This window comes from Micromonospora sp. WMMC264 (assembly GCF_027497275.1).
Classification (GTDB): Bacteria; Actinomycetota; Actinomycetes; order Mycobacteriales; family Micromonosporaceae; genus Micromonospora; species Micromonospora chalcea.
The window spans coordinates 4397788-4423374 of record NZ_CP114907.1 but is presented as its reverse complement, the minus strand read 5'-3'; the positions used below and the strand labels follow the sequence as shown (position 1 = coordinate 4423374).

Here is a 25587-nt window from a genome sequence, read left to right as displayed (position 1 = left end):
CCGGGGTGACGCTACGGGCGCGCTCGGAGCTGCAGCAACGTGGCTAAGAAAGAGTTAAGGCGAAGCAGCCGCCGAGGGTGAGGCGTTCACACATTTCCGGCGTACAGTAAAGGCGTCCGGACAGAGCGTGTCCGCGCCTTGTGGCAGCCCCCCGGCGAGTGGCCCGGCCGACGTGGAGATGATCTACGGCCTTGGTCAACTTGACGAAGGAGGGGGTTTCGGCTCAATATAGTGGTGTCGCCAGTCGCGCCCAGCCATGCCCCGATACAGCGGGAATGGTAGCCGCGAACATCATGGGCGCGCGTTGGCCGGCCTTTCCGGCAGCGCACATCAAGGAGTTCAGCATGGCGAAGGCCCTCTACGGCCACGTAAGCGCAGCGCCCGACCGGCGTCTGCTCGACGAGGTCACCCGTCTGCGTGCCAGGGTTCAGGCACTGGAGTTCGAGATCACGCGTCTGCGTGCCGACAACGATCGGCTCGCGGCGGCAGCGGCGGAGGCCGACGACCTCCTCCGTCTGGCCGAGCCCGCGCTGACCTGATCTCCAGTCGCCGGAAAACTGAATCGCACCACACCGAAAAGCGCGCCGACACTCAAGTGCCGGCGCGCAGCCATGTGCGTACCCCTTTTCGCCGTTCCCGCCGTGATTCTCGATCTTGCGAAACCGCCCGGAATTGCGTCCGGTAATTGTGATCATGCATTTCCGTTCCCACCGCGACGGCCGGGCGGAAAACGGACACCGCAGGTGCCGGGTGGGTCGCGTGGCGGCGACGTCGCGGTCCCGGGTTAGTCTGCGGGTTCACCAGGTCCGCGCAGCCGGCGACGGTACGGCGGCCACCGGACGAGGATCGAGAAGGTGCATCTCAAGAGCCTGACGGTGAAGGGGTTCAAGTCCTTCGCCTCCGCCACGACGTTGAAGCTGGAGCCCGGGATCACCTGCGTGGTGGGCCCGAACGGCTCCGGCAAGTCCAACGTCGTCGACGCCATCGCCTGGGTGCTCGGCGAGCAGGGCGCCAAGGCGCTGCGCGGCGGCAAGATGGAGGACGTCATCTTCGCCGGCACCGCCGGACGCGCGCCGCTGGGCCGGGCCGAGGTCACCCTCACCATCGACAACACCGACGGCGCGCTGCCGATCGAGTACACCGAGGTCTCCATCACCCGCCGGATGTTCCGCTCCGGCGAGAGCGAGTACGAGATCAACGGCGACTCCTGCCGCCTGCTCGACATCCAGGAGCTGCTCTCCGACTCGGGCATCGGCCGCGAGATGCACATCATCGTCGGGCAGGGCCGGCTCGACGGCATGCTGCACGCCAAGCCGGAGGACCGGCGGGCGTTCATCGAGGAGGCGGCCGGCGTCCTCAAGCACCGCAAGCGCAAGGAGAAGGCGCTGCGGAAGCTCGACGCGATGCAGACCAACCTCAACCGCCTGACCGACCTCACCGCCGAGCTGCGCCGCCAGCTCAAGCCGCTGGGCCGGCAGGCCGAGGTGGCCCGCCGCGCCGCCGCGATCCAGGCCAACCTGCGCGACGCCCGGCTGCGGCTGCTCGCCGACGACCTGCACACGCTGCGGACCACACTGGACAAGGAGATCGCCGACGAGACCGCGCTGCGCGAGCGGCGCGAGCTGATCGAGGCCGAGCACGGCGAGGTGCAGGGCCGCCTCGGCGAGCTGGAGGCGGCGCTGGCCGAGGACGCCCCGCTGCTCGCGGCGGCGCAGGACACCTGGTACCGCCTTTCCGCGCTCCAGGAACGGTTCCGCTCGATCGAGCAACTGGCCCGGGAACGGCTGCGTCACCTCAGCGCCGCCGGTGACGACGAGCGCCCCGGCCGCGACCCGGAACAGCTGGAGGCGGAGTCGCGGCGGGTGCGCGAGCAGGAGGAGGAGCTGCGCGCCGCGCTCACCGAGGACCAGATCCGGCTGGCCGAGGCGGTCGAGCACCGCCAGGAGCTGGAACGCCAGCTCGCCGCCGCCGAGCGGGAACTGGTCGCCGCCGCCAAGGCGATCGCCGACCGGCGCGAGGGACTGGCCCGCCTCACCGGCCAGGTGAACTCCGCCCGGGCCCGGACCACGAGCGCCGGCGAGGAGATCGAACGGCTCGCCGCCGCGCACACCGACGCGATGGGCCGGGCCGAGAAGGCGCAGGCCGACCTGGACGCGGTCGCCGAGCAGTCGACCGAGGCCGACCGGGACAACGCCGACCTGGACGCCCGGCACGACGAGGCGGTGGCCGTACACGAGCGGGCCCAGGCGGCGGTGCGCAGCCTGACCGACGGGGAGCGCGCCGCGGAGAAGGACGCCGCCACCTGGAAGGCCCGCGAGGAAGCGCTCGCGATGGGCCTGCGCCGCAAGGACGGCGCCGGTGAGCTGCTGGCCCGCGCCGACCAGGTGCCCGGCCTGCTCGGCAGCCTCGCCGGGCTGCTCACCGTCGCGCCCGGTGACGAGGCGGCGCTCGCCGCCGCGCTGGGCGGGCTCGCCGACGCGGTGGCGGTCAGCGGCGTGGACGAAGCGGTCGAGGCGATGCGGCTGCTCAAGATCTCCGACGCCGGCCGGGCCGGGCTGCTGGTCGGCAGCCCCGCCGGGCCGGGCATGGACGGCTCCGCGGACGCGCTGCGCCCGAAGCTGCCCGAGGGCGCCCGCTGGGCGCCCGACCTGGTGGAGTGCTCGGCCGAGATCCGGCCGGCCGTGCACCGGGCGCTGCGCGACGTCGCGCTCGTCGACGACCTGGCCGCCGCGTCCGCGCTCGTCGCTGCGAACCCGGAGCTGCGCGCGGTCACCCCCGACGGCGACGTGGTCGGGGCGTACGCGGCGGCGGGCGGGTCGGCAAAGGCGCCCAGTTTCATCGAGGTGCAGGCCGCCGTCGAGGAGGCGCGGGCCAACCGCGCCACCGCCGAACGGACCGCCGCCGAGCTGCGCGAACAGCTCGCCGAGGCGCGCGCCGAGGTGGCCGCCGCCAAGGAGGCCGTGCAGCACGCCGCCGCCGCCAAGCGGGAGGCGGAGAGCCACCGCAACGCCGCCGCGCGCCGCCTCGCCGAACTGGGCGCGGCCGCCCGATCGGCGAAGGCGGAGACCGACCGGCTCGGCGAGTCCCGGGCACGCGCCGAGGCGGCCCGGGAACGGGACCTCGCGGCGCTGGCCGAGCTGGAGGAACGGCTGCGGCTGGCCGAGGCCACCCCGATCGACGCCGAACCGTCCACCGAGGAACGCGACCAGCTCGCCGCCATGGTGCCGCAGGCACGGCAGAACGAGATGGAGGTCCGGCTCGCGGTGCGTACCGCCGAGGAGCGGGTGGCCTCGATCGCCGGGCGGGCCGACTCGCTGGCCCGGCAGGCCACCGCCGAACGCGCGGCGCGGGAGCGCGCCGCCGCCCGGCGCGCGGCCCGCGCCCGCGGCGCCCAGATCGCCCGGGCCGTGGTCGGCGGCGCCCGCGAGGCGCTCACCCGGCTCACCGTCTCGGTCGCCCGGGCCGAGGAGCACCGCGACGCCGTCGCCCGCGAACGCGCCGCCCGCGAGGCCGAGCTGTCCGAGGTACGCGGCGCGGCCAAGCGGCTCGCCGCCGAGCTGGAACGGCTCACCAGCCAGGTTCACCGCGACGAGGTGGCCCGCGCCGAGCAGCGGATGCGCATCGAGCAGCTGGAGGCCAAGGCGGCCGAGGACTTCGGCCTGGACGTGGCCACGCTCGTCGCCGAGTACGGTCCGGACCGGCTGGTGCCGCCCACCGACGCGGACGTGGCGCTGGCCGAGAAGGACGGGCGGCCAGTGCCGGAGCCGGTCCGCTACGAGCGGCCGGTGCAGGAGAAGCGGGCCGCCAAGGCGGAACGGGAACTGGCCCTGCTGGGCAAGGTGAACCCGCTCGCGCTGGAGGAGTTCGCCGCGCTGGAGGAGCGCTTCAAGTTCCTCTCCGAGCAGCTGGAGGACCTCAAGGCCACCCGGCGTGACCTGCTCACCGTGGTCAAGGACGTGGACGACCGGATCCTGGAGGTCTTCGCCAGCGCGTTCGAAGACACCGCGCGGGAGTTCGAGCAGGTCTTCACGGTGCTGTTCCCCGGCGGCGAGGGCCGGCTGATTCTCACCGACCCGGAGGACCTGCTCACCACAGGTGTCGAGGTCGAGGCCCGGCCGCCGGGCAAGAAGATCAAGCGACTCTCGCTGCTCTCCGGCGGGGAGCGGTCGCTGACCGCCGTGGCGATGCTCGTGGCGATCTTCCGCGCCCGGCCCAGCCCGTTCTACATCATGGACGAGGTGGAGGCGGCGCTCGACGACGTGAACCTGGGCCGCCTGATCACGCTGCTGGCACAGTTGCGGGAGAAGAGCCAGCTGATCGTGATCACGCACCAGAAGCGGACCATGGAGATCGCCGACGCGCTGTACGGCGTGACCATGCGCGCCGGTGTGACCCAGGTGATCAGCCAGCGGCTCAACCGGGCCGACGACGAGGAACAGGTGACGAGCGAGTGAGTCGGGAACGCGCCACGGCGCTCCTGGTGGACTTCGACGGCGTACTGCGCCGCTGGGATCCGGCGGTGGCCGCCGGCGTCGAGCGGGAGTACGGGCTGACCGAGGGCGTCCTCGGTGAGATCGCGATGTCCTGGGGTCTACTCCAGCCGGTGCTGACCGGCCAGGTCAGCCACGCCCAGTGGATGGTGAGCGTGGCCGACGCGCTGACCCCCGCGGTCGGCGCGGACCGGGCCCGCGCGGCGGTCCAGGAGTGGCAGAGCTACCGCGGCGAGGTGGACCCGGAGGTGCTGGCGTTCGTCCGCGAGGTGCGGGCCGCGGGCATCCGGGTGGGTCTGGGCACGAACGCCACCGACCTGCTCGACGCCGACCTGGCCACGCTCGACCTGACCGACGAGCTGGACGTGATCGTCAACTCCTCTGTCGTCGGCGTGCACAAGCCGGCGAAGGAGTACTTCCAGGCCGCCTGCGAGGCGCTGGAGACGCCACCGGGGCGGGTGCTGTTCGTCGACGACGAGGACCGCTCGGTGGCCGGCGCCCGGGTGGCCGGGCTGTCCGCCCACCGCTGGAGCGGCCCGGCCGACCTTCGCTACCTGCGGGCGGCGCTGGCGTACTGATCCGGCTCAGGCGCCGGTGACGCCGTCGATGCGTTCCCGGATCAGGTCGGCGTGGCCGTTGTGCCGGGCGTACTCCTCGATCATGTGGACGTAGACCCAGCGGAGGCTGACGTCGTTGACGGAGTCGCCCCGGCGATGGCGGAAGGTGTGCTCCAGCGGCAGGCCGGCGACCGCCTCCCGGGCCGCCTCGATCTCCGCGCGCAGCGTGGCGAACGCTTCGGCCGGGTCGGCGTCGGCGACGTCGTTGTGGTCGGCGTCCGGGTCGGCGCTGTAGTCGTAGAGCGTCGGCACGTCCTGCCCGGCGGCGCGGATGCGGAACCACCACCGCTCCACGTCGGCCATGTGCCGGACCAGGCCGAGCAGCGTCAGCCCGGAGGGCTCGACACTGCGGGTACGCAGTTGCTCGGCGGTGAGTCCGGCGCACTTGTGCACCAGGGTGTCGCGATGGTGGTCGAGCCAGCCTTCGAGCATGGTGCGCTCGTCGGCGACGTAGGGCTCGTGGCGGCGGTCGATCTCAGGCACGGTCCAGGTCATGGGCGCAGATGTTAAGAGGGGCCCCCTGCACAACGCGAGGCGTTAACAGGGGGCCCTTCCTTTCAGGGCACCACGACGACGGGCCACCGGCCGGTACGGACCAGCCGGGTGGCGACCGAGCCGACCAGCTTGTGCCCGGCCTGCTCGGACGAGCCGACCACCACCATGTCGGCGCGGTGCTCGTCGGCGGCCCGGCACAGCTCGGTGTAGGCGTCGCCGCGCCGGCACAGGAACGTCACCGGCAGGTCCAGTTCCTCGGCCCCGCGCCGGCACTCCGCGCGCAGTTCGGCGGCCAGCTCGTCGTGGGTCTGCTGGACCGCGCCGGCCACCACGCCGGAGAGCATCGCGCTGTACGAGGCCGGCGAGCTGACGAACACCGCCACCAGCGTGGCGCCCTGTCGCCGGGCCAGTCCGGCGGCGTACGCGGCGGCACGCATCGAGGTGCGGCTGCCGTCCACGCCGACGAGCACCACCCGCGGCCCGTCCGTACCCCGCTCGTAGGGCGACGGCCGGGTCCGCGGGCCGTACCGTTCACGTTCCGCGGCGTCCATGGTCAGTCCCGCGTTCCGGCCGGGATCGCCTCGGCCTTCTCGGGCCCGGCGGGGACCGGCTCGGCGTTGGAGCGGCGCAGCGGGACCTCCCGGATGAGGACCACCGCGATCAGGGCGAGCAGCCCGAACGGGGCGGCGGCCAGGAAGATGTCACCGGCGGCGTGCCCGTACGCGGCCTCGACCACGTCCCGGATCGGCCCGGGCAGCGTGTGCACGTCGGGCAGGCCGCCGCCACCCGAGCCGGAGGCCGGGACGCCGAGGCGGCTCAGACCGTCGGCCAGGTAGCCGGTGACCCGGTGCCCGAGGATCGCGCCGAGCGCGCTCACGCCGATCGCGCCGCCGAGGCTGCGGAAGAAGGACACCACCGAGCTGGCCGCGCCGAGTTCGTCCGGGCGGACCGTGTTCTGCACGGCGAGCACCAGGTTCTGCATGCTCATGCCGACGCCGAGACCGATCAGCGCCATGAACACGGCCAGGCGCCAGTACGGCGTGTCGGCCCGCATGGTGCCCATCAGCGCGAATCCGGCGGTGAGCAGCACCGAGCCGATGACCAGCCAGCTCTTCCAGCGGCCGGTGCTGGTGATGATCCGGCCGACCACCGTCGAGGAGACCAGCAGGCCGCCGATCATGGGCAGCGTCATCAGGCCGGACATGGTGGGGCTGGCGCCGCGGCTGATCTGGAAGTACTGCCCGAGGAACACCGAGGCGCCGAACATGCCGACGCCGACGGCGATGCTGGCGATCACGGCGAGCGTGATGGTGCGGTTGCGGAACAGCCGCGGCGGGATCATCGGGTCAGCGGCCCGCTTCTCGACCCGGGCGGCGAGCACGCCGAGCAGCGCCGCGCCGGCCACCATGGCGCCGCTGGTCCAGGAGATCCAGTCGTACTTGTCGCCGGCCAGGGTGATCCAGACCAGCAGCAGCGAGACGGCGGCGGTGATGAGGGTGGCGCCCCACCAGTCGATCTTCACGTCGCGCTTGACCACCGGCAGACGCAGCGTCCGCTGGAGCACGATCAGGGCGAGTACGGCGAACGGCACGCCGACGTAGAAGCACCAGCGCCAGCCGAGCCAGGAGGTGTCCACGATCACGCCGCCGATCAGCGGGCCGCCGATGGTGCCGACTGCCATCACTGCTCCGAGGTAGCCGCTGTACCGGCCGCGCTCGCGCGGGGCGATCATCGTCGCCATGATCACCTGGGCGAGGGCGGTGAGGCCGCCCGCGCCGACGCCCTGCACCACCCGGCAGGCGATCAGCTCGCCGGTGGTCTGGGCCTGCCCGGCGAGCACCGAGCCCAGCACGAAGACCACCAGGGAGATCTGGACCAGCAGCTTCTTGCTGAACAGGTCGGACAGCTTGCCCCAGATGGGCGTGGTCGCGGTGGTCGCCAGCAGCGTCGAGGTGACCACCCAGGTGTACGCGGACTGGCCGCCGCGCAGGTCCGTGATGATCCGCGGCAGCGCGTTGGAGACGACCGTGGAGGAGAGGATCGCGACGAACATGCCCAGCAGCAGGCCGGAGAGCGCCTCCAGGATCTGGCGGTGGGACATGTCGACGGCGGTCGCCCGCGCGGGCGCAGTCGCCTGGGTCATCGTGGATTGCCTCCGGAGCGGGGGAGAAAGGTTGCCTTGGGCAACCGTAGAAGCCGTTGCCTTGAGCAACAACTCTTGCCCGGGTCGGGTTTGTTCCCCCTCGCCGGAAGATCAGAACGACTCGTTGAAGCGGTGCATCAGCCGGGCGAGGTCCGCCACGTCCTCTTTCGGCCAGCTCTCCAGCGAACGCCTGATCTGTCCGAGTCGGGCCGCGCGGGCCGCGTCGAACCGCCGGGTGCCCTCCTCGGTCAGGCTCAGCTGGGCGGCCCGGCGGTCGGTGGGGTCCGGGTCGCGGCGTACCAGGCCCAGCGCCTCCAGCCCGCCGATCTGCCGGCTCAGCGTGCCCTTGCCGATGCCCAGCTTGACGGCCAGGTCGGTGAGCCGGATCGACCCCGACCGCCGCAGCCAGAGCAGCAGGCCGTACGCGTTGGGCTCCAGGTTCGGGTGGACCTCGCGGGCGATCTCCCAGGACAGCGCCCGGCCTCTGCGCAGCAACGCGGTCAACTCGTGCTCCACGGCGCGCAGCGTCTCGTCCACGCTCAGAGGGTACTCAGTCCCCGTCGCTGAGTTGCTGTTGCGCCACCGGGCGCAGCTCGCCGTCGCTGGTCGTGCCCTCGATCACCACGGCGGCCTCACGGCCCCGGTGGGTGAGCGTGGCCACGGCGTTGCCGAAATAGGGCCCGGCCAGCTTCCGCCAGCGCACCGGCGGGCGGCGTACCCCGGCCGAACGGGCCAGCGCCCGGGTCGCCCCGGCCGGGCCGGGATTCCAGCCCAGCGTCATCAGCGGGCGCATGCCGGCGGGCACCTGGTTGTGGATCGGTGAACAGGTGAGCTGGTGCACCGGCGTGCGGACGTCACGGTCGGCGAACCGGGCCCGCGCCACGTACGAGTGGTGCACGTCCCCGGAGAGCACGCTGATCGACGCCGGTCGCGCGTACGCCGGCCCGGCGCCCACCCGCGCACCGGTGCGCGGCGCGGTGCCGCTGCCCAGCCGCGCGAACAGCTCGCCCAGCGCCTCGAACGAGCGCCGGAACGCCGCCCAGTGCTCCAGGTCCAGGGCCCGGCGGATCTGCTCGGAGATCCGGGCCACCCAGGGCCGGCCGGAGTCGGCCAGGCGCTCGTTCCACGCCTCGACGTGGTGGATGCCCGGTGGCAGCAGCCACGGCAGCGAGCTGCCCACCACCAGGTGGTCGTACTCGCCGTGCGCCTGGTCGAGGAACCACGACCACTCGCCCGGCGGCAGCATCGCCCGGCTGCCCGGCAGGAGCACCCGGCTGGACCGGTTGTCCAGCATCACCAGGCGGGTGCGGCCCAGGTCCAGCGCGTAGCTCCACTGGTACTGCACGGCCCGCCAGCGCTCGGTGTCGTGCGCCAGGTCGGCCTCCTTGTCGACCCGCTCGCCGAACTCGTGCAGCACGCCGGTGGCGTCCTCGGCGGCGATGACCTTCGCGTACACCGGGTCGGCGGCGATCTCGTCCGGGCTCAGGTTGCCCAGGTGCTGGTAGACCCAGTAGGAGGCGAGGCCGCTGCGGATCCGCTCGGCCCACCACGGCTGCTCGCGCATGTCCGCGCGCCACGACTGCGAGGTGTTCCAGTCGTCGATCACCTCGTGGTCGTCGAAGATCATCACACTCGGCACGGTGGAGAGCAGCCAGCGGATCTCCGGGTCACGCCACGACTCCAGGTAGAGCTTCGTGTACTCGTCGAAGCTCACCACCTGCGTCGCCGGGGCGTCCTTCGGCCGCTTGCGGCGGCGCTTGAGCAGCCGCCGCACGGTCGGCGAGGTCTCGTCCGCGTACACCTGGTCGCCGAGCAGCACCAGCAGGTCGGGCAGCACGGCCTGCTCGGGCGCGGCCATCACCCGCCGGGCGTACGCGTCGAGCGCGTCCGGCGGCAGCTTGCGCGCGGTGGAGTGCTGGGTGGTCTCCCGGCAGGAGCCGAACAGCAGCCGCACCGGCTGGTCGGCGTCGTCGAGCGCGCGGGTCCGGATCACGCTGGGCGGGAACGACGAGTCCGGCAGCGGCCACGCCACCTCGTCGTCGATGAGCACCTCGTAGGTGGTGGCGCTGTCCGGGGTGAGCCCGGTCACCACGACGATCGCGTAGTGGTGGTCGTACGCGGAGAAGGTGGGCGCGCTGCCGGTGGCGCCGTCGGCCGTGCGGACGGTGACCACGGCGGGCGAGCTGGTCTCCACCCAGACGGTCGCCCGCGTGTCGACGACCCGGCGCAGCAACGGGCCGATGAGCAGGCGGGAACCGGGCACGACATCCACCTCCGACAAGATCGTTTCGGCTGTTCCCTACCCGGCCGGCGGTTGCGGTACGCCTTCCGGTGTGAGCGTACCCGCAGGTTGTTCGCGTGCCGAGGCGGTGAGTGGGACGCCGTCGCCGGCATCTGACAGGATTTCGGGCATGACGGAATACCTCCTCGTCGCTCTCGCCCTGCTCGGCGTGCTGATCATCGGCGGCCTGAGCCTCGTGGTGCCCCGGCTGCGCCGGCGGCCGGAGCCTCCGCTGCCGCGCACGGAGGTCGACACCCGGGCCGAGGAGGATCTGGCCGGCCCGCCGGTCGAGGCCCCGGAGGCGGACCTCACCACCGGCGTGGTGGTCGAGGCGCCCCCGGTGGAGGCGCCCCCGGTCGAGGTGCCGGAGCCGACCGCCGGCCGGCTGGTCCGGCTGCGCTCCCGGCTGTCCCGCTCGCAGAACGTCTTCGGCAAGGGCCTGCTCGGCCTGCTCAGCCGCGACCGGCTGGACGAGGACACCTGGGAGGAGATCGAGGACAGCCTGATCACCGCGGACGTCGGCATCGACTCCACCCGGGAGATCGTCGACCGGCTGCGCGAGCGGACCCGGGTGCTCGGCACCCGCACCGGGGAGGAGCTGCGCGCGCTGCTCGCCGCCGAGCTGGTGAACGCGCTCGACCCGAGCCTGGACCGCTCGCTGCGGACCGCCCCGAAGGAGGGCGTCCCGGCGGTCGTGCTGGTGGTCGGCGTGAACGGCGCCGGCAAGACCACCACCTGCGGCAAGATCGCCCGGGTGCTGGTCGCGGACGGCCGCAGCGTGCTGCTCGGCGCGGCCGACACGTTCCGGGCCGCCGCCGCCGACCAGCTGGAGACCTGGGGCGGCCGGGTGGGCGCCGAGACGGTCCGCGGGCCCGAGGCCGCCGACCCGGCCAGCGTCGCGTTCGACGCCGTCAAGCGCGGCATCGACACCGGCGTGGACACCGTGCTCATCGACACCGCCGGCCGGCTGCAGAACAAGATCGGCCTGATGGACGAGCTGGGCAAGGTCAAGCGCGTCGTGGAGAAGCACGGCCCGATCGACGAGACGCTGCTGATCCTCGACGCCACCACCGGCCAGAACGGGCTGGAGCAGGCGCGGGTCTTCACCGAGGTGGTCAACGTGACGGGCGTGGTGCTGACCAAGCTCGACGGGACGGCCAAGGGGGGCATCGTGATCTCCGTGCAGCGCAAGCTCGGCATCCCGGTCAAGCTGGTCGGCCTCGGCGAGGGCAAGGACGACCTGGCCCCGTTCGACCCGGCCCAGTTCGTCGACGCGCTGCTCGGCACCGAGCCGCTCGCCCGGGACGCGTAACCTCTCCCGTGACGACTGACGATCGCGCCTACGCGGGGTGGCGCGACCCCAGCCACCCGTCGCCACGCCTCGGGAGACCGTACGTGACTTCGCAGGAGATCCCGCTGCACGGCGGGAACGTGAGCACAGTGGTCCGTGTCGGAGACACGGTCCGGCGCAACGCCGGCCCGTGGACGCCCTCCGTGCACGCGCTGTTGCGCCACCTGGAATACGTCGGCTTCACCGGCGCGCCCCGCGCGCTCGGCATGGACGAGCGCAACCGCGAGGTCCTGTCGTACCTGGAGGGGGAGTGCGGGGAGTACCCGCTGGCCCCGCACTGGGTCACCGACGAGGCCCTGGTCACGGTGGCCACCATGCTGCGGATGTTCCACGACGCGCAGTACGGCTTCACCCCGCCGCCCGGCGCGGTCTGGCGCTCGTTCGGGCCGCCCCCGCCGGACACCGAGGTGATCTGTCACCACGACGCCGCGCCGCACAACGTGATCTGGCGCCCGGACGGCACGCTCGGGCTGATCGACTTCGACCTCGCCTCGCCCGGCGCCCGCATCTACGACGTGGCGTACGCGGCCTGGACCTGGGTGCCGATCTTCTCCGACCGCGACTCGGTGACGCTGGGCTGGAAGCGCCCCGACCGGCCGCGCCGGCTGCGCCTGTTCGCCGACGCGTACGGGCTGATCCCGCGCGACCGGCACCGGCTCATCCGCACCATCCGCAAGCGCATCGTCGACCACGTCGAGGGCATCCGGCGGATGGCCGCCGCCGGTGAGCCGGCCTTCGTCCGGATCGTCCACAAGGGCCACCTGCGTCGCCCCATGCGCGACCTGCGGCTGCTCGACTACGAGCGGCACCAGTTGGAGTACGCGCTCCGCTGAGCAAGATCGGCGTTCTTCACACGCCGGAAACAACCCGTCACGTGTCGGAAATCGCGGGGTGTCGCTGAAGGAAACAGCCGGCGACAAAGCTTCCGCGCAACCGGCTGACGGGCGATGCTGCCAGGTCTTCAGTCGGAGGGAGGAATACGACAACGAGAGGAGGCAGCGTGGAGATCGACACCGGGAACACTGCCTGGTTGCTTGTCTCGACTGCCCTCGTGCTGCTCATGACCCCCGGTCTCGCGCTGTTCTACGGCGGCCTGAACCGGTCCAAGGGCGTTCTGAACATGATGATGATGAGCTTCTCGTCCATCGGGCTCGTCAGCATCCTGTGGCTTTTCTACGGCTTCACCGTCGCCTTCGGCGAGGGCGGCAAGTTCTGGGGTGACCTCGGTCAGTACCTGGGCACCAAGACGTTCGTCGGCGAGAACGACCTGTGGGGCGAGACCGGAATCCCGATCTACGTCTTCATCGCCTTCCAGATGATGTTCGCGGTCATCACCGTGGCGCTGATCAGCGGCGCGCTCTCCGACCGGGTGAAGTTCGCCGGCTGGCTGCTGTTCGCGTTCGGCTGGGCGACCCTGGTCTACTTCCCGGTCGCCCACATGGTCTGGGGCGGCGGGCTGATCGGCGGCGACATCGGCGCGCTGGACTTCGCCGGTGGTACCGCCGTGCACATCAACGCCGGCGCCGCGGCGCTCGCGCTGGTGCTCGTGCTCGGCAAGCGGGTCGGCTGGCCGCGCGAGAGCATGAAGCCGCACAACGTCCCGATGGTCGCCCTCGGCGCCGCGCTGCTGTGGTTCGGCTGGTTCGGCTTCAACGCCGGCTCCGAGCTGACCGCCGACGGGGTCACCGCGCTGGCGTTCATCAACACCCAGGTCGCCACCGCCGCGGCGCTGCTCGGCTGGATCGTGGTGGAGTGGGTGCGTGACGGCAAGCCGACCCTGGTCGGCGCCTCGTCCGGCGCCATCGCCGGTCTGGTCGCCATCACCCCGGCCTGTGCCTTCATCACCCCGGCCGCAGCGGTGCTGCTGGGCGTGGTGGCCGGCGCGGTCTGCGCCCTCGCGGTCGGTCTGAAGTACCGGCTCGGCTACGACGACTCCCTCGACGTGGTCGGCGTGCACTTCGTCGGCGGCTGGATCGGCTGCCTCTGGATCGGCCTGTTCGGCACCGCCTCGGTGAGCTCGCTGGTGGAGACCGACGGCCTGTTCGTCGGCGGCGACGCCAGCCTGCTCGGCAAGCAGGCGATCAGCGCGCTGATCGTCAGCGTCTACTCCTTCGTCGTCGCCTACGCTCTCGGCTTCGTGATCGACAAGACGATCGGCCTCCGGGTCTCCGCCGAGGCCGAGGTCGACGGCATCGACATCGCCGAGCACGCGGAGAGCGGCTACGACCTGTCGCCCACCACGGGCAGCGGCGGTGGCGCGTTCGCGATGGCCGGGATCGGAGCCGGCAAGCCCGGCGCGGAGCCCGCCGCCGAGTCGGACGAGTCCGCGCCGGTCAGCGAGAAGGTCGCCGGTTAACGTTCCTGGGATGGAGGGGTTGGACATGAAGCTGGTGACCGCGGTCATCAAGCCGTACCAGCTGGACGCGGTGAAGGAGGCTCTGCACGCCCTCGGCGTGGCGGGGCTGACGGTCAGCGAGGTCCAGGGCTACGGCCGGCAGAAGGGGCACACCGAGGTCTACCGGGGTGCCGAGTACACGGTCGAGTTCCTGCCCAAGATCCGGGTCGAGGTACTCACCGACGAGATCGACGTCGACAAGATCGTGGACGCGATCGTCGGCGCCGCCCGGACCGGCAAGATCGGCGACGGCAAGGTCTGGGTGACCGGCGTCGAAGAGGTCGTCCGGGTGCGTACCGGCGAGCGCGGGCTCGACGCCCTCTGACGGCCGGACCTGCCGACGTGACCTCGTTGACCACGGCTGCCACCCCCACCGGGGACGGCGTGCCCGTGGTCAACGAGGTCGTCGGCGTACCCGGGGGCATCGGTGAGCCGGCCCGGAACGCGCGGGCCGAGGCGCTCGACGCCTGGCTGCGCCGGGCCTTCCCGGACCGGGACGGGGTGGCGCTCGTCGCGGTGGGCGGGCTGGGCCGCCGCCAGTGCGCCCCCTACGGCGACCTCGACCTGGTGCTGCTGCACGCCGGGGTGCCCGGCATCGACGAGCTGGCCGCGTCGCTCTGGTACCCGATCTGGGACGCCGGACTGCGGCTCGACCACTCGGTACGCACCGTCGCCGAGGCGCTGTCGGTGGCCCAGGACGACGTCAAGGTCGCCCTCGGCCTGCTCGACGCCCGGCACGTGGCCGGCGACCCGGCGCTCACCGACCAGCTCGCGCGTACCGCCACCGACCACTGGCGGCGGACCGCGATCCGCCAGCTACCCGGCCTGCGCGAGATCACCGCCGCGCGCTGGGAGGCGCACGGCGAACTGGCGTTCCTGCTCGAAGGCGACCTCAAAGAGGCGGCCGGCGGGCTGCGCGACGTGGGGATCCTGCGCGCCATCGCCACCGCCGGGGTCACCGACGCGCTCCGCCCGGCCGTGTACGCGGCGCACCGGCGGCTGCTGGACACCCGCGACGCGCTGCACCAGCAGGTGGGCCGCCGGGTCGACCGCCTGGTCGCCCAGGAACGCGACGGCGTGGCGCGGCTGCTCGGCGCCGAGGACGGCGACGCGCTGCTGCGGCTCGTGGCCGGCGACGCCCGCACCGTCAGCCATGCCCTGGACGACGCCTGGCGGGCCGCCGACCGGCTCCGCTCCGGCCGCCACCGGGCCGCCCCCGGCCGGCCGCTGCGCCGCCCGGTTGCGCGGGACGTGGTCGAGCAGGACGGGGAACTGGTGCTCGCCCGTACCGCCATCGGGGCCCGCCCCGACCCGAGCCTGTCGCTGCGGGTGGCCGCCGCGGCCGCCACCACCCGGCTGCCCATCGCGCGGGCCACCTGCGAGTGGCTGGCCGCGTACTGCCCGCCGCTGCCCGCGCCCTGGCCGCCGGCGGCACGGGCCGCGCTGATCACGCTGCTCGGCGCCGGTCCCGGCCTGGTGCCCGCCTGGGAGACCTGCGACCGGTACGGGCTGATCGACCGCTGGCTGCCCGAGTGGACCCGGATGCGCAGCCTGCCCCAGCACAACCCGGTGCACCGGTTCACGCTCGACCGGCACCTGGTGCAGACCGCGTACGAGGCGAGCCGGCACACCCGCGACGTGGAACGCCCCGACCTGCTGCTGCTCGGAGCGTTCCTGCACGACATCGGCAAAGGGCTGGAAGGAGACCACTCGACGGTCGGCGCGCCGCTGGCCGAGGCGGTGGCCACCCGGGTCGGGCTGCCACCAGCCGAGGCGGAGCTGATCGGCACGCTGGTCCGGCTGCATCTGCTGCTGCCCGACGTGGCCACCCGCCGGGACCTGTCCGACCCGAAGACAGTCGCCGGTGTGGCCGAGCGGGTCGGCGACACCGCCACGCTGGAACTGCTGCACGCCCTGGTGCGCGCCGACGCCGCCGCCACCGGCCCGGCCGCCTGGTCCGCCTGGAAGGGCCGGCTGATCGCCGAGCTGGTGGCCCGGGTGGGCACCACCCTGGACACCGGCGTGGTGCCCGCCCCGCCGGCCCCCGACCCGGCGCTCGTGGCCGGGCCGCTGCCTGTCGTACACCTGGGGGAGGACCGGGTGTCGGTGGCCGCGGCGGACCGGCGCGGACTGCTCGCCACGGTCGCCGGTTGCCTGGCCCTGCACCGCCTGGAGGTGATCTCCGCGGACGCCGCCACCGTGGACGGCCGCGCCCTGGTGCAGTGCCGCGTGCAGCCGCGCTACGGGCTGGCGCCGAACCCCATCGCGCTCAGCGCCGACCTGCGCCGCGCGGTCGGCGGCGACGTCTCGGTGATCCAGCGGCTGCGTGGCCGGGCGCTCGCCGCCCGCAGCCAGGGCGCCGCGCCCCGGGTGGTCTGGCACCGGGAGGCGGCCACCGACGCGGTGCTGCTGGAACTGCGCGCCGCGGACGCGGCCGGGCTGCTGTACCGGGTCACCTGCGCGCTGGACGAGGCCGGCGCCCAGGTGCGGGCGGCCCGGATCTCCACGCTCGGCGGCGACGTGGTGGACGCCTTCTACCTGGTCGGCGGCTGGCCCTCGGACGAGGAACGAGCGCGCATCGAGGCCGCCGTGCTCGCCGCCGTGTAAGGAAGGGCCCCTTGTTAACGCCTCCGGTAGAGGAAGGGACCCCTGTTAACACCCGGCCGACGAGCGGCGTGGGCCCGTGGACGGCCGGGCCGGAGCGAGGGTGCGGGCGGCGGGCTACCCTAACGGTGGGCTGGACCATCGGCCCGCCAGCATGTGCCCGCCGAAAACGACAAACGGGATGTTCGCGTGTTTGACACCTTGAGTGACCGCCTGTCCGGGATCTTCACCAAGCTCCGCGGCAAGGGCCGGCTCACCGACGCCGACATCGACGCCACCGCGCGCGAGATCCGGATGGCGTTGCTGGAGGCCGACGTCGCCCTGCCGGTGGTCAAGGGCTTCATCGCGAACGTCAAGGAGCGGGCGCGCAGCGCCGAGGTCTCCCAGGCGCTGAACCCGGCCCAGCAGATCATCAAGATCGTCAACGAGGAGCTGATCAACGTCCTCGGCGGCGAGGGGCGGCGGCTCCAGTTCGCCAAGCACCCGCCGACCGTGATCATGCTGGCCGGCCTCCAGGGCTCCGGTAAGACGACCCTCGCCGGCAAGCTGGCCCGCTGGCTCAAGAGCCAGGGCCACCAGCCGCTGCTCGTCGCCGCCGACCTCCAGCGTCCCAACGCCGTCGGGCAGCTCCAGGTGCTCGGTGGCCGGGCCGGCGTCGAGGTGTACGCCCCGGCGCCCGGCAACGGCGTCGGCGACCCGGTGCAGGTGGCCCGCGACTCGATCGAGCACGCCCGCCGCGCCGCCCGCGACATCGTCATCGTCGACACCGCCGGCCGGCTCGGTATCGACGCCGAGATGATGCAGCAGGCCGCGAACATCCGCGACGCGGTCCAGCCCGACGAGGTCATCTTCGTCATCGACGCGATGGTCGGCCAGGACGCGGTCCGTACCGCAGAGGCGTTCCGCGACGGCGTGGGCATCACCGGCGTGGTGCTGTCCAAGCTCGACGGCGACGCCCGCGGCGGCGCCGCGCTCTCCGTCCGCGAGGTCACCGGCCAGCCGATCCTGTTCGCCTCCACCGGCGAGAAGCTGGAGGACTTCGACGTCTTCCACCCCGACCGGATGGCCAGCCGGATCCTCGGCATGGGCGACGTCCTCACTCTGATCGAGCAGGCCGAGGCGGCCTTCGACTCCGATCAGAAGGACAAGATGACCGCCAAGCTGATGGGCGGGGAGACCTTCACGCTGGAGGACTTCCTCGATCAGCTCATCGCGGTCCGGCGGATGGGCCCGATCGCCAACGTGCTGGCCATGATGCCGGGCATGGGGCAGATGAAGGACCAGCTCGCCGAGCTGGACGACAAGCACTTCGACCGGGTGACCGCGATCATCAGGTCGATGACCCCGGCCGAGCGCACCAACCCGAAGATCATCAACGGCTCCCGCCGGGCCCGGATCGCCAACGGCTCCGGCGTCACCGTCATGGACGTCAACCAGCTGCTCAACCGCTTCACCGACGCGCAGAAGATGATGAAGCAGATGGGCGGCATGATGGGCCTGCCCGGCGGTGGCCGGCGCAAGGCGACCAAGTCGCCGAAGAACAAGCGCAAGGGCACGAAGGGCGGCGGGCGGCCGCGTACCGGCGCCGGCATGCCGGGTGGCTTCCCGGGCGGGATGCCGCAGCTCCCGCCGGGCCTGGACCCGGGTGATCTGGCGGGTGGGCAGGGCCTGCCGCCGGGCTTCAAGCTTCCGAAGATCGACTTCAACAAGCTGGGCAAGGGCGGCGACAAGGGCCCCCGCTAGCGTGTCGGTGACAGTGGGCGATGTGATCATCACCTAGGGTCGGTTCGCCCCCTGGAAGGAGATGTCATGACCGCGGCGCCGATCCTGCCCGAGCGGCACGAGTGGACGGTCGACGACCTGGGCGACCTGCCCAAGGACCTTCCGTACGAACTGATCAACGGAAGGTTGATCGTGCCGTCGCCCACCGCCCTGCACCAGGATCTGTGTGTCCGTCTCCTACTCGCGCTTGAGGTCAACTGCCCGCCTGAGTTCCTGGTGAGCATCGACCTGTCCATGCGGGTGGACCGCCGCAACGAGCCGCGCCCGGATGTGGTGGTGATCCGGCGCAAGCACGCCGGCCGGTCGCCGGTCCCGGTCGAGGACGCGCTGCTCGCCGTCGAGGTCGTCTCGCCGACGTCGCACTTCCACGACCTGTACGACAAGGCGAAGGTCTACGCCCGCTCCGGGGTCCGCTCCTACTGGGTGGTGGATCCGCAGCACGAGCGGATCGCGCTGACCGAGTACACGCTCGACGGCGCCGCCCGCGAGTACGAGCAACTGGCACACACCGAGGACCTGTTCGTCACCGAGCGGCCCTGGAAGGTCTCGGTCGATCTGCCGGCGCTGACCGCGCGGCGCAACGACCTGCTCGCCGGCGAGGAGGACTGATCGGGTAGGACTGTGCACATGGCTCTGCACGTGCGCGGTGTGTTCCTTCCCGACGACGAGGTCCGGGACGTCTGGCTGGTCGGCGACCGGGTCACCTTCGAACCGGTGCCCGGCGCCGAGACGGTGGCCGACGGCGGCTTCGTGCTGCCCGGTCTGACCGATGCGCACTGCCACATCGGCATCGCCCGCGGCGGCAGCCCGATCACCTCGCTCGACCAGGCGCGGGAACTGGCCCGGATCGACCGGGACGCGGGCGTGCTGGCGATCCGCGACGCCGGGTCGCCGTACCCGTACCCCGAACTGGAGGACGAGCCGGACCTGCCGCGACTGGCCCGCGCGGGCCGGCACATCGCCCCGCCCAAGCGCTACCTGCGCGACATCGGCGTGGAGGTCGGCGCGGCGGAGGTCGCCGAGACGGTGGCCGCGCAGGCCGCGGCCGGCAACGGCTGGGTCAAGCTGGTCGGCGACTGGATCGAGCGGGGAGTGGGCGACCTGGCGCCGGCCTGGGACGCCGACACCATGACCGCGGCGGTCGCCGCCGCGCACGCCGCCGGGGTACGCGCGGCGGTGCACACGTTCTCCGAGTCGGCGGTGGAGATCATGGTGCGGGCCGGGGTGGACTCGGTGGAGCATGGCACCGGGCTGAGCCTCGACCTGATCGACCTGATGGCCCGGCAGGGCACCGCGCTGGTTCCCACGATGATCAACATCCGGACCTTCGGCCACATCGCGGAGCAGGCCCGGCCCAAGTTCCCCGGGTACGCCGACCACATGCTCGCCCTGCGCGACCGCTTCCCCGAGGTGGTGCGCGCCGCGCACGAGGCCGGTGTGCCGATCTACGTCGGCACCGACGCGGGCGGCGGCATCGACCACGGGCTCGCGGCCGAGGAGATGCTCCTGCTGCACGAGCAGGCCGGCATGTCCGCGCCGGACGTGCTGGCCGCCGCCTCCTGGCGGGCCCGGGAGTGGCTCGGCTTCCCCGGGCTGGTCGAGGGCGGCCTCGCCGACCTGGTGGTCTACCCCGAAGATCCGCGCCGTGACCTGCGCGTGGTCCGGACGCCCAGCCGGATCGTCCTGCGCGGCCGGGTCGTCCGCTGACGGGCCGTGACCGGCCGCCGTCGTCGCTAGCGCGCCGTCGCCGCCATCAGGAACAGGCGCACCGCCAGGTCGGCCAGCCGGTCGGCGGTCTCGTCGACCGGGCCGCCGGGCAGCACGATGTGGCTCACCACCAGGCGTACGACGCTGTCCGCCGCGAACGCCAGGGCCGCCGGATCGGCGTCGGGCAGGCGGTCACCCGTCCAGTCCAGCAGCGCCGCCGCGGCCTCGGCGAGCACCAGCTCGGACCGGGTGGTCAGGTACGGCAGCAACTCCTCCGAGCCGCCCCGCGTGCTGGTCAGCACGGCCCGGACCAGCGGGTTCTCGGCGGCTGAGGCGAGCGTGCGGTGGATCGCCGCGTACGCCGCCGCCCGCACGTCGGAGTCGTGCTCGCCGAGCGCGGACCGGACCTGGCCGACGAACCGGTCCACCTCGTGCCGGGCCAGCGCCTCGCCCAGGCCCGCCTTGGTGCCGAACTCGTTGTAGACCGTCTGCCGGCTCACCCCGGCGGCGGCGGCCACCGCGCCCATCCGGACACGGTCCCACCCGAGGGCCACGGTCTGCGCCCGGGCGGCCTCCACGATCGCGTCCCGTGTCTCACCCATCGCCGTCGAAGTCTACGGCCGCGCCGGGCGACACGGCGCGGCCCGGCTCCCCGGCGAACCCCCGCCCCGCACGGCGCATAGGATGTGCGGTCATGGCACGCGTGCTCACTCCCCGTGCGGAGGACTTTCCCCGCTGGTACCAGGACCTGATCGCCAAGGCGAAGCTGGCCGACAACGGCCCGGTCCGGGGGACCATGGTGATCCGACCGGCCGGCTACGCCATCTGGGAGCGGATGCAGGCCGAGATGGACGCCCGGATCAAGGCGGCCGGCGCGGAGAATGCATACTTCCCGCTGTTCATCCCGGAGAGCTACCTCAAGCGCGAGGCCGAGCACGTCGAGGGCTTCTCGCCGGAGCTGGCGGTGGTCACGCACGGCGGCGGCAAGCAGCTCGCCGAGCCGGTGGTGGTGCGCCCCACCAGCGAGACGGTCATCGGCGAGTTCATGGCCAAGTGGATCGACTCGTACCGCGACCTGCCGCTGCTGCTCAACCAGTGGGCGAACGTGGTCCGGTGGGAGCTGCGCCCGCGGATCTTCCTCCGTACCAGCGAGTTCCTCTGGCAGGAGGGGCACACCGCGCACGCGACCCGTGAGGACGCCCGCGCCTACGCGCGGCGGATCCTGCACGAGGCGTACGAGGACCTGATGGTCAACGTGCTCGGCATCCCGGTCGTGGTCGGCCTGAAGACCGCCCGGGAGCGCTTCGCCGGCGCCACCGCCACGTACACGTGCGAGGGCATGATGGGCGACGGCAAGGCGCTGCAGCTGGGCACCAGCCACGAGCTGGGCCAGAACTTCGCCAAGGCGTTCGACATCAGCTACTCCTCGGCCGAGGGTGGCCGGGAGCACGCGTGGACCACCTCCTGGGGCACGTCCACCCGGATGCTCGGCGGCCTGATCATGTGCCACGGCGACGACAACGGGCTACGGGTGCCGCCGAAGCTGGCGCCGGTCCAGGCGTACGTGATGATCGTCAAGGACGGCGACGGCGTGAGCGAGGCGGCGGCCAAGCTGCGCGACGCGCTGCGCGACGCCGGGGTGCGGGTGGCGCTGGACGACCGGACCGACACCGCGTTCGGCCGCCGGGCCGTCGACGCCGAGCTGCGCGGCTACCCGGTACGCGTCGAGGTCGGCCCGCGTGACCTGGCCGCCGGCAACGCGGTGGTGGTCCGGCGTACGGACGGTTCGAAGGCCCCGACCCCGGTGGCCGACGTGGTCGGCGCGGTCCTCGCCGCGCTGGAGGCCGACCAGCGGGCGCTGCACGACCAGGCGCTGGAGTTCCGCCGGTCCCGCACCGTCGAGGTGTCGACGCTGGCCGAGGCGATCGAGGCGTCCGCCACCGGCTGGGCGCGGGTGCCGTGGTCGGCGGTCGGCGTCGAGGGCGAGGCCGAGGCGAACGGTCAGGGCGTGACGGTTCGCTGCCTGGTGCGCGCCGACGGCTCGGTGCCGGACTCGGAGGACGAGCCCGACCTGGTGGCGATCCTCGCCCGCGCCTACTGAGGGTGTAAGGAAGGGCCCCTTCTTAACGCATTCTGCATAGGCGGGGGCCCTTGTTAACACGACGGCGGGGGTGAGCGTGCGGTTCGAGCCGGGGCGGCTGATCATGCACCGGAACGTGCGGCATGGCCGGATCGGGTGGGTCCGGTCGGCCCGCGTGGTCTCCGACGACGAGCGCGGCCTGCTGCTCTGGGTGGCGCGGACGGCGCCCGTCGCGCACGAGGTGAACGCCGCCGGCCTGGGCATGCGGGCCGTGCCGTTCGCCGAGTGGGTGACGTCGTCCTACCGGCTCGCGCAGGGCCGGTGGAACGGTCCGCCGGTGCTGAAGTTCCTGCCCACGGGCGCGGCCCACTCGGTCTGGTGGTTCCGCGACGCCGCCGGGCGCTTCCAGAACTGGTACGTCAACCTGGAGGAGCCCGGCGTCCGCTGGGACGACGGCGCGGTGGCCGGTGTCGACATGGTCGACCAGGACCTCGACGTGGTGGTGTACCCGGACCTGAGCTGGGAGTGGAAGGACGAGGACGAGTTCGCCGAGCGGCTGGCGTTCCCGGAGCACTACTGGGTGACAGACGAGAAGGCGGTACGCGCCGAGGGTGAGCGGGTGATCCGGATCGCCGAGGCGGGCGCGTTCCCGTTCGACGGCACCTGGTGCGACTTCACCCCGCCCGCGGAATGGGATGTACCGGACGAACTTCCGCCGGGGTGGGACCGCCCGCCGGTGCGCTGAGCGGGTGTCGTCCGTCACGGCCCGGCCCGCCGCGGGCGTGGTGTCCGGGTCCGGTGTGAGAGTTCCGGGGCGGATCTGGCAGAATGGTTCGCTGGTATCCGGCGCGCGTCCGGCGCCCTCTAACCCGGGCGCGTCGCCAGTTCACCGAGCAGTCTCCGGCCCAAACCCCACTGTGCCGGTCGGCGCTCACCCGCCACACCGCCCGTACGGGCCGGTGAGATCGCAACAGGAGCGAAACAACTGTGGCCGTAAAGATCCGGCTCCTGCGGATGGGCAAGATCCGCAACCCGCAGTACCGCATCGTCATCGCCGACTCGCGTACCAAGCGTGACGGTCGCGCGATCGAGTTCGTCGGTGTGTACCAGCCGAAGGAAGACCCTTCGGTGATCGAGGTCAAGTCGGAGCGGGTCCAGTACTGGCTCTCGGTCGGCGCCCAGCCGAGCGAGGCCGTGCAGCGCCTGCTGGAGCTGACCGGCGACTGGCAGAAGTTCAAGGGCCTGCCGGCCCCGCCGCCGCTGAAGGTCGCCCCCGAGCGGGCCGACCGCAAGGCGGCGTACGAGGCCGAGGCGAAGGCCGCCGCCGGCGTGGCGGACACCCCGGCCAAGCCGGCCAAGAAGGCCGCCGCCAAGGCGGAGGAGCCGAAGGCCGAGGCCAAGGCCGAGGAGCAGACCGGTGCCGAGTCCGGCGAGCAGGCCTGACATGCCGCTGCGTCCCGCTCTGGAGCACCTGGTCAAGGGCATCGTCGACCACCCGGACGACGTCCGGGTGCGGATGGTCGACTCCCGTCGGGGCAAGCGCCTCGAAGTCCGCGTGCACCCCGAGGACCTCGGCACGGTGATCGGGCGGTCCGGCCGGACCGCCAAGGCGCTGCGCCAGGTGATCGGGTCCATCGGCGGGCGTGGGGTACGCGTCGACATCGTCGACTCGTACTGATGCTTCTCGTCGTCGGCCGGATCGGTAAGCCGCACGGCATCCGCGGTGAGGTCACCGTGGAGGTGCGTACCGACGAGCCCGAAGCACGGTTCGCCCCCGGTTCGGTGTTGACCACCGAGCCGGGGGTCACCCCGTCGGAGCCCGGCGCCTGGCGGGTGCCGCCGACGCTCACCGTCGAGTCGGCCCGCTGGCACCAGGGGCGGCTGCTCGTCGCGTTCGAGGGCGTGCTGGAGCGCAACGTCGCCGAGGCGCTGCGCAACACACTGCTCGGCGTGGACAGCGCCGACGTCGCCCCGCCGGAGGACCCGGAGGAGTTCCACGACCACCAGCTGGTCGGGCTCGCCGTGGTCACCCGCGACGGCGAGCACGTGGGCGAGGTGGCCCGCATCGACCACGCGCCCGCGTCCGACATGCTGGTGCTGCGGCGGCCCGAGGGGCGTACCGCGCTGGTCCCGTTCGTCAAGGCGATAGTGCCCGAGGTGGATCTGGCCGGCGGTCGCGTCGTCGTCGACCTGCCCGACGGCCTGCTCGATCTCTAGCTCTCGACCTCCGGCTGGAGCCACCGCATGCGCGTCGACATCGTGTCGATCTTCCCTGAGTACTTCGCCCCGCTGGACCTGTCGCTGATCGGCAAGGCCCGCGCGAACGGCACGCTGCGGCTGGCCGTACACGATCTGCGGACCTGGACCCACGACGTGCACCGCACCGTCGACGACACGCCCTACGGCGGCGGTCCCGGCATGGTCATGCGGCCTGAGCCGTGGGGCGAGGCGCTGGACGCGCTGGCCCCGGGCGAGCTGAGCCCGGACGGGCACACGCTGCCCCGGCTGATCGTGCCGTCCCCGGCCGGCGTCCCGTTCACCCAGGCCCTGGCGCACGAGCTGGCCGCCGAGTCGCACCTGCTGTTCGCCTGCGGCCGGTACGAGGGCATCGACCAGCGGGTGCTGGACCACGCGGCGACCCGGATGCCGGTGACCGAGGTCTCCCTGGGTGACTACGTGCTCTTCGGCGGCGAGGTGGCAGTGCTGGTGATCCTGGAGGCGGTCACCCGGCTGCTGCCTGGGGTGCTGGGCAACGCCGGCTCGCTGGACGAGGAGTCACACGCGCACGGGCTGCTGGAGGCCCCGCTCTACACGAAGCCGGCGACCTGGCGCGGGCTGGACGTGCCGGAGGTGCTGCGCTCCGGCGACCACGGCCGGATCGCCCGCTGGCGACGGGACGAGGCGCTGCTGCGCACGGCCGGGCGCCGCCCCGACATGATCGGCGCGCTGGCCCCGGAGACGCTCGACAAGCGGGACCGGGCGACGCTGGACCGGGGCGGATTTTCCCCGCCACCGGGGCATGTGGCAAAGTAGAGGGGTTGCCGCATCCGTCCACGCCGTGGGCGGCTGCGAGGACCCTCGACCGGGGCCGGTCTCGCCGGTCACCACCCGGGGGTCAGAATCACCCATCCGCGCATCGACTGACGATGCGCCGTGAGCCTCACGAGGACGCAGCGATGAACATCCTGGACGCCCTTGACGCCCAGTCGAAGCGTACCGACCTGCCCGACTTCCGTGCCGGTGACACCGTCAAGGTGCACGCGCGGGTCGTCGAGGGCAACCGCTCCCGGGTCCAGATCTTCCAGGGCGTCGTCATCCGCCGCCAGGGTGACGGCCTGCGTGAGACCTTCTCGGTCCGCAAGGTCAGCTTCGGTGTCGGCGTGGAGCGGACCTACCCGCTCAACGGCCCGGGCATCGACCGGATCGAGGTCGTGACCCGCGGTGACGTGCGTCGCGCCAAGCTCTACTACCTGCGCGAGCTGCGGGGCAAGAAGGCCAAGATCAAGGAGCTGCGGGAGAAGCAGCCGGCGAACTGATTCGCGTTCGCCACGCCGCCCGGCCTGCGCGGATGTCGTATCGACCAGACCGCATTACCCTGGTCGGTACGGGCGCAGCCGGACGGTGCGAAACGGTCCACTACCG

The 25587-nt window shown here is 72.6% G+C and carries 24 protein-coding genes; 18 read left to right on the top strand and 6 right to left on the bottom strand.

Going from position 1 to position 25587, the window contains the following annotated elements; translation table 11 throughout:
* Positions 1-344: 344 nt before the first annotated feature.
* The 3 genes from O7542_RS19130 to O7542_RS19120 all read left to right on the top strand — a co-directional run bounded on the left by O7542_RS19130 (position 345) and on the right by O7542_RS19120 (position 5068).
* Complete coding sequence (locus O7542_RS19130) at positions 345-539, top strand: hypothetical protein (RefSeq protein WP_013284566.1); 195 nt, start codon at positions 345-347, stop codon at positions 537-539.
* Positions 540-854: 315 nt separating this feature from the next.
* The gene (gene smc / locus O7542_RS19125; RefSeq protein ID WP_166455538.1) at positions 855-4454 is read left to right on the top strand and encodes a chromosome segregation protein SMC; all 3600 of its coding nucleotides are present in this window, start codon (positions 855-857) and stop codon (positions 4452-4454) included.
* A complete protein-coding gene (locus O7542_RS19120) occupies positions 4451-5068 on the top strand; it encodes an HAD-IA family hydrolase (protein ID WP_281604975.1) in 618 nt (205 codons plus the stop codon). Before smc ends, O7542_RS19120 begins: the two co-directional genes overlap by 4 nt.
* 6 nt (positions 5069-5074) lie before the next feature.
* Here O7542_RS19120 and O7542_RS19115 read toward each other — a convergent pair whose 3' ends face one another.
* The 5 genes from O7542_RS19115 to O7542_RS19095 form a co-directional block, all read right to left on the bottom strand.
* Positions 5075-5602: a DinB family protein gene (locus tag O7542_RS19115; protein ID WP_281604974.1), complete on the bottom strand. Its 528-nt coding sequence runs from the start codon at positions 5600-5602 to the stop codon at positions 5075-5077.
* Between the two features lie 62 nt (positions 5603-5664).
* Positions 5665-6153: a universal stress protein gene (locus O7542_RS19110; RefSeq protein ID WP_043325931.1), complete on the bottom strand. Its 489-nt coding sequence runs from the start codon at positions 6151-6153 to the stop codon at positions 5665-5667.
* A gap of 2 nt (positions 6154-6155) precedes the next feature.
* A complete protein-coding gene (locus O7542_RS19105; protein ID WP_209960352.1) occupies positions 6156-7745 on the bottom strand; it encodes an MDR family MFS transporter in 1590 nt (529 codons plus the stop codon).
* A gap of 111 nt (positions 7746-7856) precedes the next feature.
* On the bottom strand, positions 7857-8282 hold the full coding sequence (locus O7542_RS19100) for a MarR family transcriptional regulator (protein WP_043325928.1): 426 nt from the start codon (positions 8280-8282) through the stop codon (positions 7857-7859).
* Between the two features lie 13 nt (positions 8283-8295).
* On the bottom strand, positions 8296-10008 hold the full coding sequence (locus O7542_RS19095; protein WP_043330561.1) for an alkaline phosphatase D family protein: 1713 nt from the start codon (positions 10006-10008) through the stop codon (positions 8296-8298).
* 148 nt (positions 10009-10156) lie between these two features.
* Here O7542_RS19095 and ftsY point away from each other — a divergent pair, with 148 nt between their 5' ends.
* The 8 genes from ftsY (at position 10157) to O7542_RS19055 (ending at position 19865) form a co-directional block, all read left to right on the top strand.
* Positions 10157-11338, top strand: a complete 1182-nt coding sequence (gene ftsY, locus O7542_RS19090) for a signal recognition particle-docking protein FtsY (protein ID WP_043325927.1) — start codon at positions 10157-10159, stop codon at positions 11336-11338.
* Positions 11339-11346: 8 nt separating this feature from the next.
* Positions 11347-12210 (top strand): aminoglycoside phosphotransferase family protein, encoded by an 864-nt coding sequence (locus O7542_RS19085; protein WP_174537508.1) that lies wholly within the window; start codon positions 11347-11349, stop codon positions 12208-12210.
* A gap of 167 nt (positions 12211-12377) precedes the next feature.
* Entirely contained in the window at positions 12378-13733 is a 1356-nt protein-coding gene (locus tag O7542_RS19080) for an ammonium transporter (RefSeq protein ID WP_043325925.1), read from the top strand.
* A 25-nt stretch (positions 13734-13758) separates the two neighbouring features.
* Complete coding sequence (locus tag O7542_RS19075) at positions 13759-14097, top strand: P-II family nitrogen regulator (RefSeq protein WP_174537509.1); 339 nt, start codon at positions 13759-13761, stop codon at positions 14095-14097.
* A 17-nt stretch (positions 14098-14114) separates the two neighbouring features.
* Entirely contained in the window at positions 14115-16379 is a 2265-nt protein-coding gene (locus O7542_RS19070; protein WP_281604973.1) for a [protein-PII] uridylyltransferase, read from the top strand.
* A 186-nt stretch (positions 16380-16565) separates the two neighbouring features.
* Positions 16566-18119: a signal recognition particle protein gene (gene ffh / locus O7542_RS19065; protein ID WP_043325921.1), complete on the top strand. Its 1554-nt coding sequence runs from the start codon at positions 16566-16568 to the stop codon at positions 18117-18119.
* 66 nt (positions 18120-18185) lie between these two features.
* Positions 18186-18767, top strand: coding sequence for a Uma2 family endonuclease (locus O7542_RS19060; RefSeq protein ID WP_043325919.1), 582 nt, complete (start codon positions 18186-18188; stop codon positions 18765-18767).
* Positions 18768-18785: 18 nt separating this feature from the next.
* Positions 18786-19865 (top strand): amidohydrolase family protein, encoded by a 1080-nt coding sequence (locus tag O7542_RS19055; protein WP_113971818.1) that lies wholly within the window; start codon positions 18786-18788, stop codon positions 19863-19865.
* 26 nt (positions 19866-19891) lie between these two features.
* Here O7542_RS19055 and O7542_RS19050 read toward each other — a convergent pair whose 3' ends face one another.
* On the bottom strand, positions 19892-20467 hold the full coding sequence (locus O7542_RS19050) for a TetR family transcriptional regulator (protein ID WP_043325918.1): 576 nt from the start codon (positions 20465-20467) through the stop codon (positions 19892-19894).
* A 92-nt stretch (positions 20468-20559) separates the two neighbouring features.
* On the opposite strand from O7542_RS19050, the gene proS reads away from it, so the two are divergent.
* The 7 genes from proS (at position 20560) to rplS (ending at position 25481) form a co-directional block, all read left to right on the top strand.
* Complete coding sequence (gene proS, locus O7542_RS19045) at positions 20560-21966, top strand: proline--tRNA ligase (protein ID WP_043325917.1); 1407 nt, start codon at positions 20560-20562, stop codon at positions 21964-21966.
* A gap of 76 nt (positions 21967-22042) precedes the next feature.
* Positions 22043-22690, top strand: a complete 648-nt coding sequence (locus O7542_RS19040) for a DUF402 domain-containing protein (RefSeq protein WP_043330560.1) — start codon at positions 22043-22045, stop codon at positions 22688-22690.
* A gap of 242 nt (positions 22691-22932) precedes the next feature.
* Entirely contained in the window at positions 22933-23388 is a 456-nt protein-coding gene (gene rpsP, locus O7542_RS19035) for a 30S ribosomal protein S16 (RefSeq protein ID WP_013284587.1), read from the top strand.
* The gene (locus tag O7542_RS19030) at positions 23363-23623 is read left to right on the top strand and encodes an RNA-binding protein (RefSeq protein ID WP_026268109.1); all 261 of its coding nucleotides are present in this window, start codon (positions 23363-23365) and stop codon (positions 23621-23623) included. The genes rpsP and O7542_RS19030 overlap by 26 nt, the downstream gene beginning before the upstream one ends.
* Positions 23623-24162 carry a ribosome maturation factor RimM gene (gene rimM, locus O7542_RS19025; protein WP_043325915.1) on the top strand — a complete coding sequence of 180 codons (540 nt, stop codon included), beginning with the start codon at positions 23623-23625 and terminating at the stop codon, positions 24160-24162. Before O7542_RS19030 ends, rimM begins: the two co-directional genes overlap by 1 nt.
* Before the next feature lie 27 nt (positions 24163-24189).
* Complete coding sequence (gene trmD, locus O7542_RS19020) at positions 24190-24978, top strand: tRNA (guanosine(37)-N1)-methyltransferase TrmD (RefSeq protein WP_043325913.1); 789 nt, start codon at positions 24190-24192, stop codon at positions 24976-24978.
* Between the two features lie 143 nt (positions 24979-25121).
* On the top strand, positions 25122-25481 hold the full coding sequence (gene rplS, locus O7542_RS19015) for a 50S ribosomal protein L19 (RefSeq protein WP_013284591.1): 360 nt from the start codon (positions 25122-25124) through the stop codon (positions 25479-25481).
* Positions 25482-25587 lie beyond the last annotated feature (106 nt).

What these genes read in the sequence shown, in the direction of transcription:
- O7542_RS19130 (WP_013284566.1), top strand. Translation starts at nt 345, where the DNA reads ATGGCGAAGGCCCTCTACGGCCACGTAAGCGCAGCGCCCGACCGGCGT.
- O7542_RS19115 (WP_281604974.1), bottom strand. Translation starts at nt 5,602, where the DNA reads ATGACCTGGACCGTGCCTGAGATCGACCGCCGCCACGAGCCCTACGTC.
- O7542_RS19110 (WP_043325931.1), bottom strand. Translation starts at nt 6,153, where the DNA reads ATGGACGCCGCGGAACGTGAACGGTACGGCCCGCGGACCCGGCCGTCG.
- O7542_RS19105 (WP_209960352.1), bottom strand. Translation starts at nt 7,745, where the DNA reads ATGACCCAGGCGACTGCGCCCGCGCGGGCGACCGCCGTCGACATGTCC.
- ftsY (WP_043325927.1), top strand. Translation starts at nt 10,157, where the DNA reads ATGACGGAATACCTCCTCGTCGCTCTCGCCCTGCTCGGCGTGCTGATC.
- O7542_RS19075 (WP_174537509.1), top strand. Translation starts at nt 13,759, where the DNA reads ATGAAGCTGGTGACCGCGGTCATCAAGCCGTACCAGCTGGACGCGGTG.
- O7542_RS19060 (WP_043325919.1), top strand. Translation starts at nt 18,186, where the DNA reads ATGACCGCGGCGCCGATCCTGCCCGAGCGGCACGAGTGGACGGTCGAC.
- O7542_RS19055 (WP_113971818.1), top strand. Translation starts at nt 18,786, where the DNA reads ATGGCTCTGCACGTGCGCGGTGTGTTCCTTCCCGACGACGAGGTCCGG.
- O7542_RS19050 (WP_043325918.1), bottom strand. Translation starts at nt 20,467, where the DNA reads ATGGGTGAGACACGGGACGCGATCGTGGAGGCCGCCCGGGCGCAGACC.
- proS (WP_043325917.1), top strand. Translation starts at nt 20,560, where the DNA reads ATGGCACGCGTGCTCACTCCCCGTGCGGAGGACTTTCCCCGCTGGTAC.
- rimM (WP_043325915.1), top strand. Translation starts at nt 23,623, where the DNA reads ATGCTTCTCGTCGTCGGCCGGATCGGTAAGCCGCACGGCATCCGCGGT.
- trmD (WP_043325913.1), top strand. Translation starts at nt 24,190, where the DNA reads ATGCGCGTCGACATCGTGTCGATCTTCCCTGAGTACTTCGCCCCGCTG.
- rplS (WP_013284591.1), top strand. Translation starts at nt 25,122, where the DNA reads ATGAACATCCTGGACGCCCTTGACGCCCAGTCGAAGCGTACCGACCTG.